The sequence below is a fragment of the Phocaeicola salanitronis DSM 18170 genome, assembly GCF_000190575.1.
GTDB classification, from domain to species: Bacteria; Bacteroidota; Bacteroidia; order Bacteroidales; family Bacteroidaceae; genus Phocaeicola; species Phocaeicola salanitronis.
The window spans coordinates 3,807,337-3,823,845 of the sequence record NC_015164.1 but is presented as its reverse complement, the minus strand read 5'-3'; the positions used below and the strand labels follow the sequence as shown (position 1 = coordinate 3,823,845).

General features: G+C 48.4%; 10 protein-coding genes. 5 read left to right on the top strand and 5 right to left on the bottom strand.

The window, feature by feature from the left end:
- The first annotated feature begins 160 nt into the window (after nucleotides 1–160).
- Complete coding sequence (locus BACSA_RS16505) at nucleotides 161–661, top strand: immunoglobulin-like domain-containing protein (protein WP_052306003.1); 501 nt, start codon at nucleotides 161–163, stop codon at nucleotides 659–661.
- A gap of 7 nt (nucleotides 662–668) precedes the next feature.
- The gene (locus tag BACSA_RS16500) at nucleotides 669–1,358 is read left to right on the top strand and encodes an SIMPL domain-containing protein (protein WP_013619158.1); all 690 of its coding nucleotides are present in this window, start codon (nucleotides 669–671) and stop codon (nucleotides 1,356–1,358) included.
- 202 nt (nucleotides 1,359–1,560) lie between these two features.
- Here the strand turns inward: BACSA_RS16500 and BACSA_RS16495 are convergent, their stop codons facing one another.
- The 5 genes from BACSA_RS16495 to BACSA_RS16475 all read right to left on the bottom strand — a co-directional run bounded on the left by BACSA_RS16495 (nucleotide 1,561) and on the right by BACSA_RS16475 (nucleotide 11,787).
- Nucleotides 1,561–1,887, bottom strand: a complete 327-nt coding sequence (locus BACSA_RS16495; protein ID WP_013619157.1) for a DMT family transporter — start codon at nucleotides 1,885–1,887, stop codon at nucleotides 1,561–1,563.
- A 394-nt stretch (nucleotides 1,888–2,281) separates the two neighbouring features.
- The gene (gene meaB / locus BACSA_RS16490; RefSeq protein WP_013619156.1) at nucleotides 2,282–3,373 is read right to left on the bottom strand and encodes a methylmalonyl Co-A mutase-associated GTPase MeaB; all 1,092 of its coding nucleotides are present in this window, start codon (nucleotides 3,371–3,373) and stop codon (nucleotides 2,282–2,284) included.
- Between the two features lie 168 nt (nucleotides 3,374–3,541).
- On the bottom strand, nucleotides 3,542–4,618 hold the full coding sequence (locus BACSA_RS16485; protein WP_041584096.1) for a DUF1573 domain-containing protein: 1,077 nt from the start codon (nucleotides 4,616–4,618) through the stop codon (nucleotides 3,542–3,544).
- Nucleotides 4,619–4,802: 184 nt separating this feature from the next.
- On the bottom strand, nucleotides 4,803–10,484 hold the full coding sequence (locus BACSA_RS16480; RefSeq protein WP_065757468.1) for an alpha-2-macroglobulin family protein: 5,682 nt from the start codon (nucleotides 10,482–10,484) through the stop codon (nucleotides 4,803–4,805).
- 244 nt (nucleotides 10,485–10,728) lie between these two features.
- The gene (locus tag BACSA_RS16475; protein ID WP_013619153.1) at nucleotides 10,729–11,787 is read right to left on the bottom strand and encodes a DUF2027 domain-containing protein; all 1,059 of its coding nucleotides are present in this window, start codon (nucleotides 11,785–11,787) and stop codon (nucleotides 10,729–10,731) included.
- Between the two features lie 178 nt (nucleotides 11,788–11,965).
- Between BACSA_RS16475 and BACSA_RS16470 the strand changes: the two genes are divergently transcribed.
- The 3 genes from BACSA_RS16470 (at nucleotide 11,966) to BACSA_RS16460 (ending at nucleotide 16,338) form a co-directional block, all read left to right on the top strand.
- Nucleotides 11,966–14,440 (top strand): AsmA family protein, encoded by a 2,475-nt coding sequence (locus BACSA_RS16470; RefSeq protein WP_013619152.1) that lies wholly within the window; start codon nucleotides 11,966–11,968, stop codon nucleotides 14,438–14,440.
- 218 nt (nucleotides 14,441–14,658) lie between these two features.
- Nucleotides 14,659–14,928, top strand: a complete 270-nt coding sequence (locus BACSA_RS20325) for a hypothetical protein (protein ID WP_013619151.1) — start codon at nucleotides 14,659–14,661, stop codon at nucleotides 14,926–14,928.
- A gap of 288 nt (nucleotides 14,929–15,216) precedes the next feature.
- Complete coding sequence (locus tag BACSA_RS16460) at nucleotides 15,217–16,338, top strand: ATP-binding protein (RefSeq protein ID WP_013619150.1); 1,122 nt, start codon at nucleotides 15,217–15,219, stop codon at nucleotides 16,336–16,338.
- Nucleotides 16,339–16,509 lie beyond the last annotated feature (171 nt).

Genomic DNA, 16,509 nt, shown 5'->3' with positions numbered 1-16,509 from the left:
GTGTGTGCTTCGGGCGATAAATTCAAAACCGTTTCTGAATAATATTTTGTAACTTTGTATTTACCAAACAAAAAAATGAACATACACAATGAAAACAAGGATTCTATTTGCGGCATTATCAAGCGCAGTCTGTCTAAGTTGTGCGAATAAGCAACAACAAATGGCACCGGACAAAGAGCCGGCTATAACCGGTGGAAACGATACGGCTACAAACATTCAAATAAGCAGTCAAGATACATTGCCAGACAAGAATACCATTGTCTACGACATACCGGAATGCTGCCTTTGGTACGCCAAAGACTTGCCGGATGAATACAAGGATAAGCCTGTTTCCATGTGGGCGGAACATAGTGTATATTGGGAGAATGTGCACGCCGTCAATATATTTGTATCAAATCCAACGAACGCACAACTATCATTCGGGAGGTATTGGGACATAGATGTTTGGAAGGAAGAGAAATGGGTTTCCCCGGAAATGAAAGTTTCCTGCATAATATGGCCTGATGACGAATTTGTAATGCATAAAGGCATGTTGTTGCATTGTTTCCGTTTTCCTGTTGGCAAATATTATCATCTGTCCAAAGGGAAATACCGGATAAGCAAACCCTTCGGCTTGGCAGGAAAGAGTATAGAGTTGAATACAGAATTTGAAATCAAATAGTCTTTTTATGAAAACAAACGTGTTAGCATTAGTTATCAGCCTGTGGGCGACCTTTTCGCTGCAAGCGCAGACAAACGAACGTTACATCGAAGTGACAGGTACATCCGAAATCGAGATTGTCCCCGACAAAATCCATTACCTCATCGAAATCCGCGAATACTTCGAAGAAGAGTTTGACGGGAAATCGAAGCCCGAAGAATACCGTACCAAAGTGCCTTTATCGGAAATAGAACAAGGATTGAGGGATGCACTTACCCAAGCTGGCATCTCGCCCAACGCCGTCCGTACACAAGAAATCGGCGATTATTGGCGCCAGCAAGGACAGGACTTCTTAGTTTCCAAGAGCTTTGACATTACGCTGACCGACTTCAATCAGATAAATGAAATAGTCAGGCGAATAGATACAAAAAGCATACACACCATGCGCATAGGCGAGTTGGAAAACAAAGACATGCCGGCATATCACCAAAAAGGAAAAATCGAAGCGTTAAAGGCTGCACAACAGAAAGCCGCTTACCTGGTAGAAGCATTGGGCAAGAAATTAGGCAATGTCATACGCATCGTAGAAGAAAGCAGCAACACGGCTTTTCCATTTGCACAAAGCAATGTGCTTTCTTCCGATGCGGCATCATTCGACAGTTTCCGCACCATCAAGAAAAACTATTCCATGCTCGTGCGTTTTAAAATCATAGATTAGGAACATTTCACCGCAGCGGACACAGAGTTCTACAAAAAAGATAACGAATCCGCAAAATAGCCTGTGTAGGGGCGTATCGCATACGCCCGAATGAGCCAACTCATCCACGAAGATGTTTTCAGGGCGTATGCGATACGCCCCTACAGGGGATGTTTGCGGTATTCAATTTTTATTGAACGGTAACTTGAAAGAGAACGACTCATCAATGTGAGACCAGCTTCAATCCGATAATGGAGGCTATCAAAGTAGAGATGAAGAAAAGACGGAGAAAGGATACCGGCTCGTGAAAGAACACGATGCCAAGCACCACTGTACCTACCGCACCAATACCTGTCCACACCGGATAGGCGGTACCGATAGGCAACGTCTGCACTGCCTTTGCCAACAATACCATACTTAATGTAAGACTCAGCAAGAAACCGGCGCCCCAAAGATACCAGTCGGTGCCCGATGCTTCTTTCATCTTACCCAAACAAAAAGCAAAGCCGGACTCGAAGAATCCGGCAACAATCAGAATAATCCAGTTCATACGGCTTTCTTATTTCTTTTAATAAAATGTGGAGGCAAAGATACGATTTTTTATTCACACCACACCTTGCAAACTATTTATTTTAGTAGATGTTGAGAATTAGTTTATACTTCTCGCAACATTAATTTGTGCATTTTGTATATGCCATGTAGTAGAGACGATGTGCACATCGTCTCTACAGAAACGGTGCGAAATGTTCAAGGAAATGCACAAATTCATACCGTACATGGTATATATAATGTGTCAGTTCAGAAACGCGGATTATTTTAATTTACGATTTGACAATTTACTATCTGCTATTTGAGCATTAAATCGTACTTCGTAAATCGAAAAATAGTAAATCAAAAAAATCTGCGCTAATCTGCGAAAATCTGTGTTTCTGATAATATCACACTTACTTCCCAAAATAAGTATCCAGCAAACGCCGTGCAGCCGAAAACGAGGAGGTCTTGCCCGAAAGCACCTGCTCTTCTTCGTATGCCAAAAGCGAAGATACGGCGGGATTATTGTAGAAGCTATCGCGCAGCTGCTCGTTGATGGATTCGTACATCCAGTATTTTGCCTGCTCGTTACGACGGTGTTCGAAATATCCGTTCGCCTTCACAAATGCAAAGTATTCGTATATCATGTCCCAGATTTCCTTGATGCCAATGCCATAAAAACCGGAATAAGTCAGCACTTTGGGTATCCAGCCGGATTCGGGAGCCGGAAACAGATGCAAGGCATTGCGGAAATGGGCTGCAGCCAACTTCGCCTTTTCAATGTTGTTTCCGTCTGCCTTATTGATGACAATCGCATCTGCCATCTCCATGATTCCACGCTTAATGCCCTGCAGTTCATCTCCCGTTCCGGCAAGCTGGATAAGCAAGAAGAAATCCACCATCGAATGCACTGCCGTCTCGCTCTGCCCTACTCCGACAGTTTCTACAAAGATTTTATCGAAGCCTGCGGCTTCGCAAAGGATAATGGTCTCGCGCGTCTTGCGTGCCACACCCCCCAACGAACCTGCCGTAGGACTGGGACGGATAAACGAATCGGGATGCACCGAAAGTTTCTCCATGCGGGTCTTATCACCCAAGATACTTCCTTTCGAACGCTCGCTGCTGGGGTCGATGGCAAGCACGGCAAGCTTGCCTCCTTTCTCCAGGACATGCAATCCGAAAACATCTATCGAAGTACTCTTGCCAGCACCGGGCACACCGCTGATACCTATCCGTACGGAGTTGCCCGAAAATGGCAGGCATTTCTCTACCACTTCCTGCGCCAATGCCTGATGCTCGTGCTTGACACTCTCTATCAGGGTAACCGCCTGGCTCAATACCGTAATGTCTCCCTTGAGAATACCTTCTACATACTCGCCTGCCGTAAACTGGCGGCGTTTCGGACGTTTTCTTGCTTTCAGATACGGGTTTATCGTAGCAGGCTGGTCAATGCCCTTGTTTACCGTCAACCCTTTGTATGCTTCATTGTTTTCGGGGTGTTCCATAGTTTTTTTATTTAAGAAGTTAAGAAGTTAAAGGAGTTAAGAAGTTAAAGGAGTTAAGAAGTTAAAGGAGTTAAGAAGTTAAAGGAGTTAAGCCAATAGAGCCGTAAATGTCAGCAAAAGTATCGGCTTAACTCCTTAACTTCTCTAACTCCTTAACTCCTGATTATATCATAGCAATTTCGCCTTCACACGAATAGTGACCGAAGACTTTGCCGGGTCGTTCGTTATCATCAACACACGCGGTGTGCCTTTTACCCGCGACAAGTTCTCTGCCAAGACCGTAATCTTCATCTTTGTTGATTCACCAGGTTTCAAGACCGTTTTTTTCAGGCTTACGGCAAGAGCAATGCTGTTTACCTGCATATCCTGAATCTCCAGATTCGATTTACCGGTATTGGTAATGACAATGTGCTGCGATTTCTTTTGCGTAGGCTTCAAGCCCGCAAACTCCAATTGAGTAGCCGAAAGCGAAAGTTGCGGAGGGTTGTTCTTCTGCTGTGCGGTCATCTTGGAAAAATCGGGAAGCAAAGCGATTGATACAGGTATCTCATTATCTGAACCAACCTTGTCACCGGGGAAACGCGACAAATAGACCGAAGTGCGTGTAATGCCCAATTTCGGCAATTTATCGGTGTCCAGCGTCACCACAATCTTTCCGTTCTTGCCACGTCCCAACACTTCCGGTGTCGCTTTTGCCGACAGATAAGGAGGCAAATGCATCAATACCGGCGTATAGGTCTTACTGGATGTATTCGCCACCAGAATCGTAAACTCCGGACGTTCCCCCTTGTTGACATTCTCAAACTCGATTTCTTCCTGATTCAGGCGCACCGAACCGAATCCGTAAGGATGCGTAAACGAATAGTTCTTGGCATCGGCTGTCACCTCTCCGTTGAACTCCAAATAAACGGGAACAGCACTGGCATTGCAATATACGCCTACTTCCTTATAGAAATGTCCGATGGCTTCGGCATCGAACACTGCGCTAACGGTTCCCTTACCGCCTGCAGGTATGGGATGTTTGGTCCAATCCACCTCAATACATCCGCACGAAGCGGTTACATTCGAAATGACCAACGGTTTGTCACCGGTATTGGTAAACTGGTAAGTAACTGTAGTGGGATTGCGCCAAAGTATATACCCCAAGTCTTGCTTCTCGCGGTCGAATGTAATTTTCGGCTGGGCGTATGCCGTAAGCGCCACACCAAGCATTATGCTGAATAAAAATAGAATCCGTTTCTTCATCTTTTGCATGTACTAATTTCGAGAGAACAAAGATAAAGAGAAAATCAAAGACAGACAAAAAACCAAGCATCGAAATAAATTTGAAACGCAGATTAACGCGGATTCACGCAAATTATAGAAACTGTTTTGAATTTATCAATCTGCGAAAATCCGCGTTGTTCTGCGTTTCCTTTATCTCATCCTTTTACTTCACCGTCAAGGTCTCGCCTGCGGTATAGCCGCTATACTCGGGAGCGTATGCCGACTGCACCGTAGCACTTCCTGCCTGATACGTTCCGGCACGGTCGATATAGACGGTATATTCCAACTGGTAGGTTCCCTTCTGCATCCGGTCGATAAAGAACGAGGTAGAAGCATCACGGCTTACCAAATAATAACCGATACCTCCGCTCCAGCTATATCCGGAAAGCTGCTGTTCGGGTTCCATACAAGCGGCACGCTCGTCTTTCACTTGCACGAAGTCCATATCGCGGTCTGCCGAAACAGTCAGACGCACCGTCACCTTATCGCCTACATGCAACTCGGCATTGCGCGAAAGGGCTTTTCCGTCACGATAGAGCGTGCGCTCGATTTGCAGACCGGTTCCTTTCGAAGGCAATACCTTGTCCATATCCTCCAGGTATTGGGCGTAAACGGCTCCCCATCCCAGTCCTTCACCGGTACGGCTGATACGGATGTCATCTGCCTCGGCATCGGTTCCGGTAAAGGTCTTCCGGGCATAGCCCAAAGCATCCTGCGGAGTCTGCCAGGTAGTCTTGCCTACCGTAGCTTCCATGCTTCCGCCTTCGCCCAGCGTATCGCTTCCCATACACAAGAAAGCATATACGGCATCGGCGGTCGATACGGAGCTTTCCCAAGCCTGTACCTGCTTCTGCTTCAAGAGCCATTGCTTCATGCCGTTCAGCATACTGGTGTCCGGCGCAATGCGGTAGATGGCTTCCATTGCCGCCACCTGAGCCGGAATCTTATAGCTTCGCCACGAATAGGCAGCTTTCGGCGTATCGAAATACAGGCCCATTTCTTCGGTGCCTACCAGATATTCCTTAATGGACTGTACCAATTCGGATGCCTGACCAGACTTGCCTGCCCCCTGCATCACCAGGGCAATCATTGCTTTCTCACAGATGGAATAGTCTGCCGAACGGTTTTCCAGTTTCGCAATGAAATAATCATTCACCTGTCCGTCGGCATGATTTGCCGCCAGCTTGTCAATAGCACATATATACAGATAATGTACAATCTGCCCGTCAGGCCATACGGTCAGCTCATTCTCCGCTTCCCGGCGTTTCATCTGTTCGTATTCCTGTTGCGCCTCTTTTTTCAAGTAGTCGACAGCACGCACATACATGTTGCCCACGCCTTGGTCCAGCTTCACCTGCATGGCTTGCAGGCGTGCCAGCATCTCGACGATTTGGGTGGTAATATAACGGCTTCCTGTCATTCCCTTGTACCAGCTCCACGAACCGTCAGGCAGTTGCAAGGCTTCCAGTTTACCGATAGCTGTCTGCTGGCGGTTTGACATCGTATTCAGGTCGAAAAGCAAGGCAATACGGCGTTTCTGTTCCGCTTCATCGGTCGCCTCGGCAACCCACGGTGTCTCGGCAAGCAAAAGGTTCTTCAGGTCCTGGTTACGTTCCAGGTTGCTGAGCAAGGTTTCCTTCCCTGCTCCTTCAGCTTTCCACGTACGGAACACTTCTTCGATGCGCGGATTCGAACGGACGATGTGCGCAGCCAATGCATTGGCATAATATGCCGAAGCCCACGACAAGGCGTCTTCTTCCGAAGGATTTCCAATCACCGGAAGTGCCTGTACGGCATACCAGTCCGGATTGGCGGTCATCTCTACCGTCAGGCGTTTCTCTGTAGCGGTTTTGCTCCGCTTGTTGAACAATTCCTCGGCAGCTACCGATTTTGTTTCGGTTCCGTCCAGTTGTACAGGTACGGTTTCGGTCATCCATTGCTTATCGGTCAGTATAGGCAAATAATGTTGTTCCCCGTCGCTATATTCACCGGCTTCCGCTACGATTTTGCAAACCAGCACATCATAGGTTTCGGGCACTTCGAAAGTGAAATGCACCGTTCCCGTCTCGCCTTCACTTACCGAGAACGATTGCTTATCGTGTGCCACGACCTTCCCTGTAACCGGATCCGACCATTCAATGCGGGCGATTCCGGATACGGTTTCCATTGATAAGTTAACCAGCGAAGCCGCTATCACCGCACGGTCTCCCCTACGGATAAAGCGCGGCAAGTTGGGCTGCACCATAAAGGGTTTCGAGGTCTGAACCGTATCAACCAACAAGCCATAATCCATAGCCCGCGTATGGGCAAAGCCCAAGAAACGCCATTGGGTCAGGGCATCGGGCACGGTAAAGGAGATGCTCACATTGCCCAACGAATCGGTGCGCAGGTTGGGATAGAAGAAAGCCGTCTCGGCAAAATTCTCGCGCAAGGCAGGCATCGGCACTTGTTCCGCGCCCGCACTGCTTCCACTCTTCACATCGGCGATGCTGATTTGTATTTCACCTCCACCTACATCCCCTTTCTTCATTTGGAAAGCGGGAGCCGGTGCAGCCGTAGCATCATATCTTACTTCACGCAAATCAGCTATATCCGCTCCTTCCAATGCACTCAATGGCATTACTTCCATCATTTCTTCCTGAACCGCATTGGCACGACTCAAGAATGTAAATCCTCTCCGGAAACCTCCCAACCACGTAGTATATAGCCTGCTATAGTCTCCATAAAGCAAGTCGAAACCCTCGCCGGGATAGGTTATCGGGAAATCACCGTACATCCGTACCCGCTGGAATGCCGAAGCGAAATCGGCACGCACGTACATCGCCCGGCGTGGGAACGAAAGCCCGAAACGCCAGTCGTGCTTGCGCAACACGTCCAAAGAAGCATCGTAAAGCGTAGCCATCAGGTTGGCTTCCGCCGGCATCCCCGAAGGACGGGCGATGTGCAGCGTCCAAGTCTCTTGTCCGCCCGGTTGCAGGCGGTCGCGGAATGTTTCCCATTTCATCATCAACCGCTTATCGGGCACGGGACGAGTCAGGAGCGACTGGTTGGTATACAGGTTTCCTTTGCGCATAAAGGTGAATGCTACGGTCACCGCATCGCCATACGCCTCACGATAAGGGAAGCTGAACGCCTTGAGTTCCTTATCCAGCGTCACTTGCCGGGATTCGATACGCCGTTGTCCATCGTATACATCAATGAAAAGGCATACCCCTTCCTCGTTCGTTCCGATATAGAACGTGGGCGGCTCCTGGCTTCCGAAGCTATCGCCGTCTTGATAAAACCAGGCGGTTTCTTCTACCGGCGAGGTGCGGTCTGTCTTAGAGAAGAGCACGAAATCCTGCTCTGCCGTACAAGGACGGCCCTTTTCATCTTGTGCCGAGACTTCCATGCGGTACCTGCCCGAAGGCAATGCCCACACGCCCGAAGGCACAAACGATTGCATCGACTCAGCCTTGCCCTCGTAGCGCAAAGCACCTTTCTTGCCCTCCTTATCCAAGGCATATACCTTGTATGCCACTTCCACCTGCACGGGCTGTCCGTTCAGGTTCATCGCCTGCACCTGGATGCGTTCCTGCTTTTCGCGCATCACATTTGCGTTCAATCCCTTCAGTTGCAAGCCGAGGGTCTGCTCGCCGGCAGGCAAAGCCAGTTCGCCCTGACGGGTCTCTCCGGCACCATCGGTCACATCCGCCGATACCTTATAGATATAATAGGTATGCTCCGCCTCGTAATCGGGTTCTGTCAGCCTGGCACAGATATAAAACTTGCCATCGGCATCGGTCTGCGTTTCGCCCGAAAGCAATTCTTCCGTTGCCCCTTGCCAGCGGAACCACGACATTTCGGTACGGACAATACGGTATTTCACCCGGGCATTGCGCACCGGAGCACCGGCATACGTCTTTGCCTCAGCCGATACCCGCACCGAATCGCCCATCGTATAGGCTTCCTTGTAAGGGTCGAACCGCACCTCGAAAGTAGGACGCTTGTACTCGTCTACCTGAATCACCACCGACCGGTCATAACCTGACAGGTAATACTGACCCGGAAGCAGGTTATCGGGCAAGGCAAACTCGTGCGAGAAGACACCGAACTCATCGGTCCACACATCGGCTTCGCCTACATTTTGAGAGCCCCGGTAAAGCCTCAGCTTATCCTTGGCATACGAAGCCGCACGGGTGGAGTCTCCCTCCTGCTCGTACACCACACCCGATACATGCACCGTCTGTCCGGGACGGTACAACGAACGGTCGGTAAAGAGGTCGGCTTGTTTCTTCCACCCTTCCGAAGCCACTCCCACGACACTATCGATTGCACTCAACCGGGTGATAGCCATAAAGTCGTGCCCGGGCGTACGCACATTGTAATAAGCGCCGGTCCGTTTCGGTACTTCAAACGCCGTCCGTCCCTGCGCATCCGTCCGGTGCACGTTCCACAAGGCATAGCCTGCCTTCGCATCGTAGATATTCAGCTGGTAGGTCACTATCTCCGCACCCGGAACAGGACGCCCTGTCAGGCGGTCTACGGCTATAAACTCATGTTGCCTGCCCTGTACTGGAAGCTCGATGGCTTGGTAGGGCGAGACAAACATCACCGCCGAAGCGATGCCCTTTTCCGCTCCCTTCGGGATTTGCTTCAGCATATAGATGCCCTCGCCGGGCAATGTATAGCGCAACACGGTATCGCGCCGCTGGTAATCCTCCGTGGCGCGGAGGGCATAGAAGCGGGTGGAAACCTTCGTACCGTATTGCTTGAGCAAGGCATCGCGGTCGGTCTCTTCGCGGAACTGGAGCTGTGCCGCCGTGGGTGCAAGGTTCAGGCGATAGAGTTCGAGCGTAACGCCTTCGATATTGGCATACGTCACGTTCGCATCGGTTTCGTAGTTCGGATAAAGGAAAGGGATATCCACGTTCAGCATCGGACGGGTGATGTAGTCTATCTGCCCCTGCAAGTCCTTTGCCCATTCGCCCTTGGAGTACTTCGCCAGCCCTTCGCGAGCCATCTCCACGGCTTCTTTCAAGCGGTTGGCATCGCGGTAAGCCACCACCAGCTTCACGTATGCATCCGCACATGCAGGCTGACCGGCATACGTGTCAATCAACCCGTGCAGGCGGGCAATAAGCTCATCATCCGTGAGGCGGTACGGTTTAAAATTGTCCATCCTCCGTTTCTGGAACCAGAGTTTCGCCACTTCAGTGAGCAGGGCAGCCTCCCGGTTCTGTGCTTGCTTATAATAATCTATCAGCCCGTCATACAGTTCCATGCACGCTTTCGCCTTGGGCAAGTGCGCCGGACTATACAGGGTGGACATCTGCTGGATAGCCGTACGGGTGAGCAAGTCCAGCATATTGTCGCCGAAATACCGCTCGCTTTGCTTGCCCGATTCGGTCATCGGGCGGAACTCTTTGGCTGAAGTGCGTCCCAGCACCTCCTTGGGAGCCACCGAAGCACGGAAATAAGCGATAGCCGCCTCCATGCTGTCCGGTTCGTTTGCCATCATCCAAGATCCCACAATGCTATGCAACACGGCACGCCCTACGGTATCTTTTTCCTCCTCCGCCCATTGCCTCAACGCCGCATATTCCACTTCTGCGCTATCGGGCGTAAGCGAAACCTGCTGGGAAGCCCGCACCAAGTGCGCTTTCATCAGCTGAGGCAGGTTGCGTTCTGCCTTCGCTTTTGCATAAATCTTCCCTGTCGTAGCGATGACCGATTTAGGCAGGTCTTTCTTCTGATACATTTCCACTTCTTTCCATAGCTGGTCATAGCTCTGTGCCACCCCCAGTAAAGGAAACAGACCGATGAACATCATCATCAGCCAGGGCAATCGTTGTTTCGTCTTCATATCCATTCAATTTGGTTTTATAAAGAAACGAAATATTTCCCGAAACGCTGCATCTTTTCCATTAAAATAAACAAAAAAGGGAAGAGAAAAAGGCTGCTCCGGGAAACAAAGCAGCCTTGCCTGGAAAAGCTATCCGGTTTCATAACAAGTTTCACCTTGCCAAAACTAAAGTTTCACCCTATATAAACTAACATGAAACTCCGTCTCTCCGTTTATGGCAATCATTTTTAAAGACTTACACATACTAATGAATCGTGACCATCGTCGCTCCGAAACCATACTCGCGGAAGGATGCGTCCTGGCTGGAATAGTTCTTGTATTTACGCTTCAACTCGTCCAGAATCGCCCGGCGCAATACGCCGTCGCCTTTCCCGTGAATAAATACAATCCGTTGCCCTTTCTTGTTCTTGTATTCGTCCAGCGTTTTCCGGAATACGTCCAACTGGTAATGAAGCATTTCGGCATTGCTCATGCCGCCGGTGTCATCCAGCAGCTCGTGAATGTGCAAATCTATTTCCACAATGTCGTTCTTCACTTTCGGCTGGCGGTTCTTCGGCATTTTAGGCTTGTCCGATACGCTCTTCTGCAACAACGCTTCCTTGATGTCGTCCGCCGAAACAAAAACTTGCTTCGCCTCCTCATCATCACGCACAATGTCGTACAACAATGCCGGTTCTGCGAAGAAATCGGTTTGCTGGAACGTATGGAGCTTATAAAACTTCACCGTATCAATGCGCAATTCCGTGCCGACCACCGGTTTCATCAGGAAAGTACGGTCGTCTTTGTATGCCAGCAACTGCACGGCAACATGTTCCATATTGCTTAACTCGCTCTTCTCAAATTCCTCCAAAAGCTGCTTCATATTGGGAGCGACCGTCCCTCTGCTACGCAAAGTCCAGTTCTTTCCTTCCGCCGAGAGATACAGATAATCAATGAAATAATTGCTATCGTTCACCAAATAGGCATCGAAAGCCGTTGTAGAAATCGCCTTAACGTCTTGCGGCACGTATGCCAGATACACGTTCAGCACATCGTTCCCTTTTATTTCCGGGGCACGGTAAGTGACGGGCTTCTCCTCTTCTTCTTCCGGCTCTTCGTCCACCGTTTCCGGCACATTCGTTTTCTTGTTTGATTTCAACGGGATGTTGTAATCATCGGTCTCGATAACCACGCATTCTTTCACCAGCATCGGTATCTCGAATCCGTCTTCTCCCTCTACCAGCGCAATGTCTTTCCCTTGGAATCCTTTCACGATTCCGCCTCCCACTTCACTCAGGAAGCGCACTTTATCTCCTATTTTCATATTCGTTCTCCTTTTATTATATGGTCTATTGGAAGACAAAGGTAGAAAAATTATCCATTCAATTAACAAAACGTGTGTTACAACCCTCACTTTTACACTTTCTTTACTTGTTTATCCCGCATTTTCTTGATAACTTGCCAGCGATTTCTTCTAACTAATATATAATAGGAGGCAAATTATGAAAAAGGCTTTAAAAATCGCAGGCATCACGGTAGGCGTGATTCTTATCCTGCTTTTGGTTCTTCCTTTTGCTTTTCAAGGGAAAATAGAACAGCTTGTCAAGCAAGAAGGAAACAAGATGCTCAATGCTCAGTTTGATTTCGGTGCGCTCAACATCAGCTTGTTGCGCAACTTCCCGTCCGCTTCGGTCACACTGGAAGACTTCTATCTGAAAGGTGCGGGAGCATTCGAAAACGATACGCTCATCCAAGCCGGGGAACTGACCGCGGCGGTCAACCTTCTTTCGCTTTTCGGAGATAGCGGATACGACATTTCCAAGATTATCATCGAAGACACCAAGGTAAAGGCGATTGTACTGGAAAACGGACAACCCAACTGGGATGTCATGAAGGCTTCCGCCGAAACCGATACCGTACAGGAAAGCCCTGCCGAAAGCTCGCCTATCCGCATCAAACTGAAAAAGCTGTCTGTCAAGGATTTGTCGGTAAGCTACGATGACCGTCAGGCAGGCATGTATGCCGCTATCGAAAACCTGAAAGCAACTTGCTCGGGAGACTTCGGAAGCGAACGGACCCTTGTCGACTTGGAACTGGAAACTCCCTCGCTCACGTACCGCACAGGCGGTGTACCCTTCTTAAATCATGCCGCATTGAAAGCCGACATGAACGTGGCTGCCGACCTTGTAAACAAGAAATTCACCTTACAGGACAATTCCATCAGCCTGAATGCCATCAAGCTGAATATTGACGGATGGGCAGCCATGCAAAAAGACGGCATGGGAATGGACATCAAGCTGAATACGAACGAAGTAGGATTCAAGGAGCTGCTTTCGCTCATCCCCGCTATCTATGCGAAAGACTTCCAAGACCTGAAAACTGACGGAAAGGCTTCACTTACGGCATTTGCCAAAGGAACGTTGACGCAAGACCAGATGCCCCAGTTTGAAGTGGCGCTCAATGTAGAGAACGCCATGTTCCGCTATCCGTCTCTGCCCGCCGGCGTAGACGGCATCAATATCTCGGCTACGGTCAAGAATCCGGGCGGGAATATCGATGCGACCGAAGTGACTATCAGCCCCTTCGACTTCACCTTGGCAGGTAATCCGTTCAGCCTGAAAGCCATTGTAAAGACTCCCACCAGCGACCCCGACCTGCAGGCTACGGCGAAAGGGACACTCGACTTAGGCAAGATTAAAGATGTCTATCCGCTGGAAGACATGTCGCTTAACGGAACCATCCAAGCAGACATGAGCCTTGCCGGAAGGTTATCGTATATCGAGAAAGAACAATACGGGCAGATGAAAGCCGAAGGAAGCATCCGCCTGAACGGCATGAAGCTGAATATGAAAGACATACCTGCCGTAGACATCCAACGTTCTACCTTCACGTTCTCGCCCCGTTACCTGCAACTGAGCGAAACTACGGTCAACATAGGCAATAACGATGTAACCTTGGATAGCCGTTTCGAGAACTATTTAGGCTACGTCTTGAAAGGCTCCACCCTGAAAGGGAACCTCAACGTGAGCAGCAATCACCTGAACCTGAACGACTTCATCAGTTCAGACACCACGGCAGTACAAACCCAAGCCCCAACCGACACGACCGCGGCAAGTTCTTCTTCCGGAGTCATCCGCATCCCCGAAAACATCGACTTCAACATGCAGGCAAACCTGAAAGAAGTATTGTTCGACAAAATGAAGCTGGAGAACGTAAACGGTACGCTATTGGTCAAAAACGGCACCATAGACATGCGCAACCTTTCCTTCAACACCATGGGAGGAAGCATCACCGCCAACGGCGCTTATTCGGCTCCGAAAGCCAGCCAGCCACGCCTGAACGCAGGGTTTGACATGAAGGACATCGGCTTCGCCCAAGCTTACCAAGAGTTAGGGCTGGTACAGCAACTGGCTCCTATCTTCAGCGGGCTGAAAGGAAACTTCTCAGGCAAGCTCCAGATAGACGCTCCGCTCGACGAAAACATGAGCCCCGTAATGCAAAAGGTACAAGGAAGCGGGAACTTATCGACCCAAGACTTGAGCTTAAGCGATGTGAAATTCATCAATCAAGTGGCTGACATCGTAAAGAAACCTTCGATGAAAGACATTCCAGTAAAGGACCTTGACCTCAGTTTCGAGATAAAAGACGGACGGGTAAATACCGAACCGTTCGACTTAAAGCTGGGCGATTACACCATGAACCTTTCCGGCTCTACCGGCCTGGACCAAACCATCGACTATACGGGTAAAATCACGTTGCCTTCGGGAGGAATCGGCTCGGCTTTTGGCACGGTAGACATGACCATCGGAGGAACATTCACCTCGCCCCAAGTAGGCATCGACATGGCAAGCCTTGCCAAGAACGCCGCCGAACAAGCCCTAAAGGGCATCGTTGGTAACGATTCGAAAGAAGGTGAATCCGAGGAAAAAGAATCCGTTATCGACAAGGCGCTCAACTTGTTTAAAAAGAAGAAATAAGCCTGCGAAATCAGAATATGGAACGCAGAGACGCAAAGACGCAGAAGAATAATTTAGAGAGAGCAAAGAACACGGAGCCAAACATACCCTCTGTGCTCTTTGCTCTCTCAAAAATAAGCTCTGCGCTTCTGCGTCACTGCGTTTGAATAAAGAAGCCCCTTGTCTTTCCCGAAATTAATTCGTTTCTTTGTAATTGTATTCAAAAAAATGCACGTGCCATGATGAAATATCCGATAGGTATCCAGAGTTTCGACAAAATTAGAGCCTGTTTAAATTTTGCTCAGGTTAATTTTGCGAATTGTTTTCGAGGATGTTTTTCTGATTTTATGAGGAGGATAGCGGGCTATCTGACGAATAAAATCGGGAAAACAGACCGGAAACAAACACAAAAGAACCTGATAGAATATTACTTTATTGGAAAATTTAAACAGGCTCTTATAACAGACGGTTATGTCTATGTAGATAAAACGGTCAAGCATGCATTTTGACGAACATAAGTAACTTGACCGTTTAACATAAGTAGATCGGGCACTTTACATAAGTGACTCGGCTATTTCACTTATGTTCGTTTACGAAGCCTCTTCGGATGTATTCTGTGTTCCATTAAATGCACAAATCCATACGCACATAATTCTTTGGTACATTCGAATAAGAAGCGGGTCTGTGACCCTGCCAAATCTATAAATTCGGCTTAATTTTGCGATTCTATTCTACAAATTCGGCTTAATTTTGCGATTTCGCTCCTTTTTCTTAACTTTGTAAGAAAAAATAGAACTATGATAAGCCGTATAATAAAGAATTCTATTTTATCCGATTACAAGCGTAAAAAGGTGATTGTCCTGTTGGGGGCAAGACAAGTCGGCAAGACTACTTTGCTTTCCGAGCTACGCGAGGGAAAAGAAAAGGTGCTTTTATTGAATTGTGACAATGTAGATGACACCTTGGCTTTAGAAGGTAAGACCTCAACCGAATTGAAACAGCTCTTGCTGCCTTACGATCTTGTATTCATAGACGAAGCCCAACGGGTGAAAAATATTGGACTGACACTGAAAATGATTGGGGACCTGAAGCTGGATACCCAAGTAGTCGTTACAGGCTCTTCATCGCTTGACATAGCCAGCGAAGTAAACGAACCTGCCACCGGAAGGCTGATTGAATACAACTTGTTCCCGCTTTCTTTGGCTGAACTGGCAATGAACAGTTCGGAGAGAGAGGAGGGCAGATTGTTGGAAAACAGAATGGTTTATGGGCTTTATCCGGAAGTGGTAACAGAGCCGGGCGATGCCAAACGCACCTTAATCTCGCTCACGAACAATTATCTGTATAAAGACCTGTTCACTTATAGAGGCATAAAGAAACCAGACCTGATTCAAAAGTTGGTAAGGGCACTGGCTCTACAATTGGGCAGCGAGGTTTCATACAACGAGCTTAGCAGCCTGTTGGGTGTAGACAGAGGCACGGTAGAAACCTATATCAATCTGTTGGAGAAATGTTTTGTCGTGTTCAGGCTGGATTCGTTTAGCCGCAATCTGCGGAATGAAATAAAGAAAGGGAAAAAGGTTTATTTCTATGACAACGGGATAAGAAACGCTGTCCTGTCAAACTTTGCGCCATTGGCATTAAGAAACGATGCCGGTGCCTTGTGGGAAAACTTAATGGTAAGCGAACGGATAAAGCGGAACGCTTATTACTGCAATTATGCCCAATTGTTCTTTTGGCGTACACACGAACAGCAAGAGATTGACTTAATAGAGGAACAAGACGGAATACTACATACATTTGAATTTAAATGGAATGGGAAAGCCAAGAGCAGTTTACCCAAAGCTTTTGCCAACTCTTACCCAAACTCAACTTACGAGGTCATTACACCGGAAAATTATTGGCCGTTCGTGAAATAGTGGAATTGAATATCCGCCTTCCACCCAATTGCCATGTAGGGGCGTATCGCATACGCCCTGAAAACATCCATGTGGATTAGTTGACGCATTCGGGCGTATGCGATACGCCCCTACATGGAATGTTTGCGGAATTCAATAACAGAATGTGTCTTTCGCCTTAACTTGCACAGG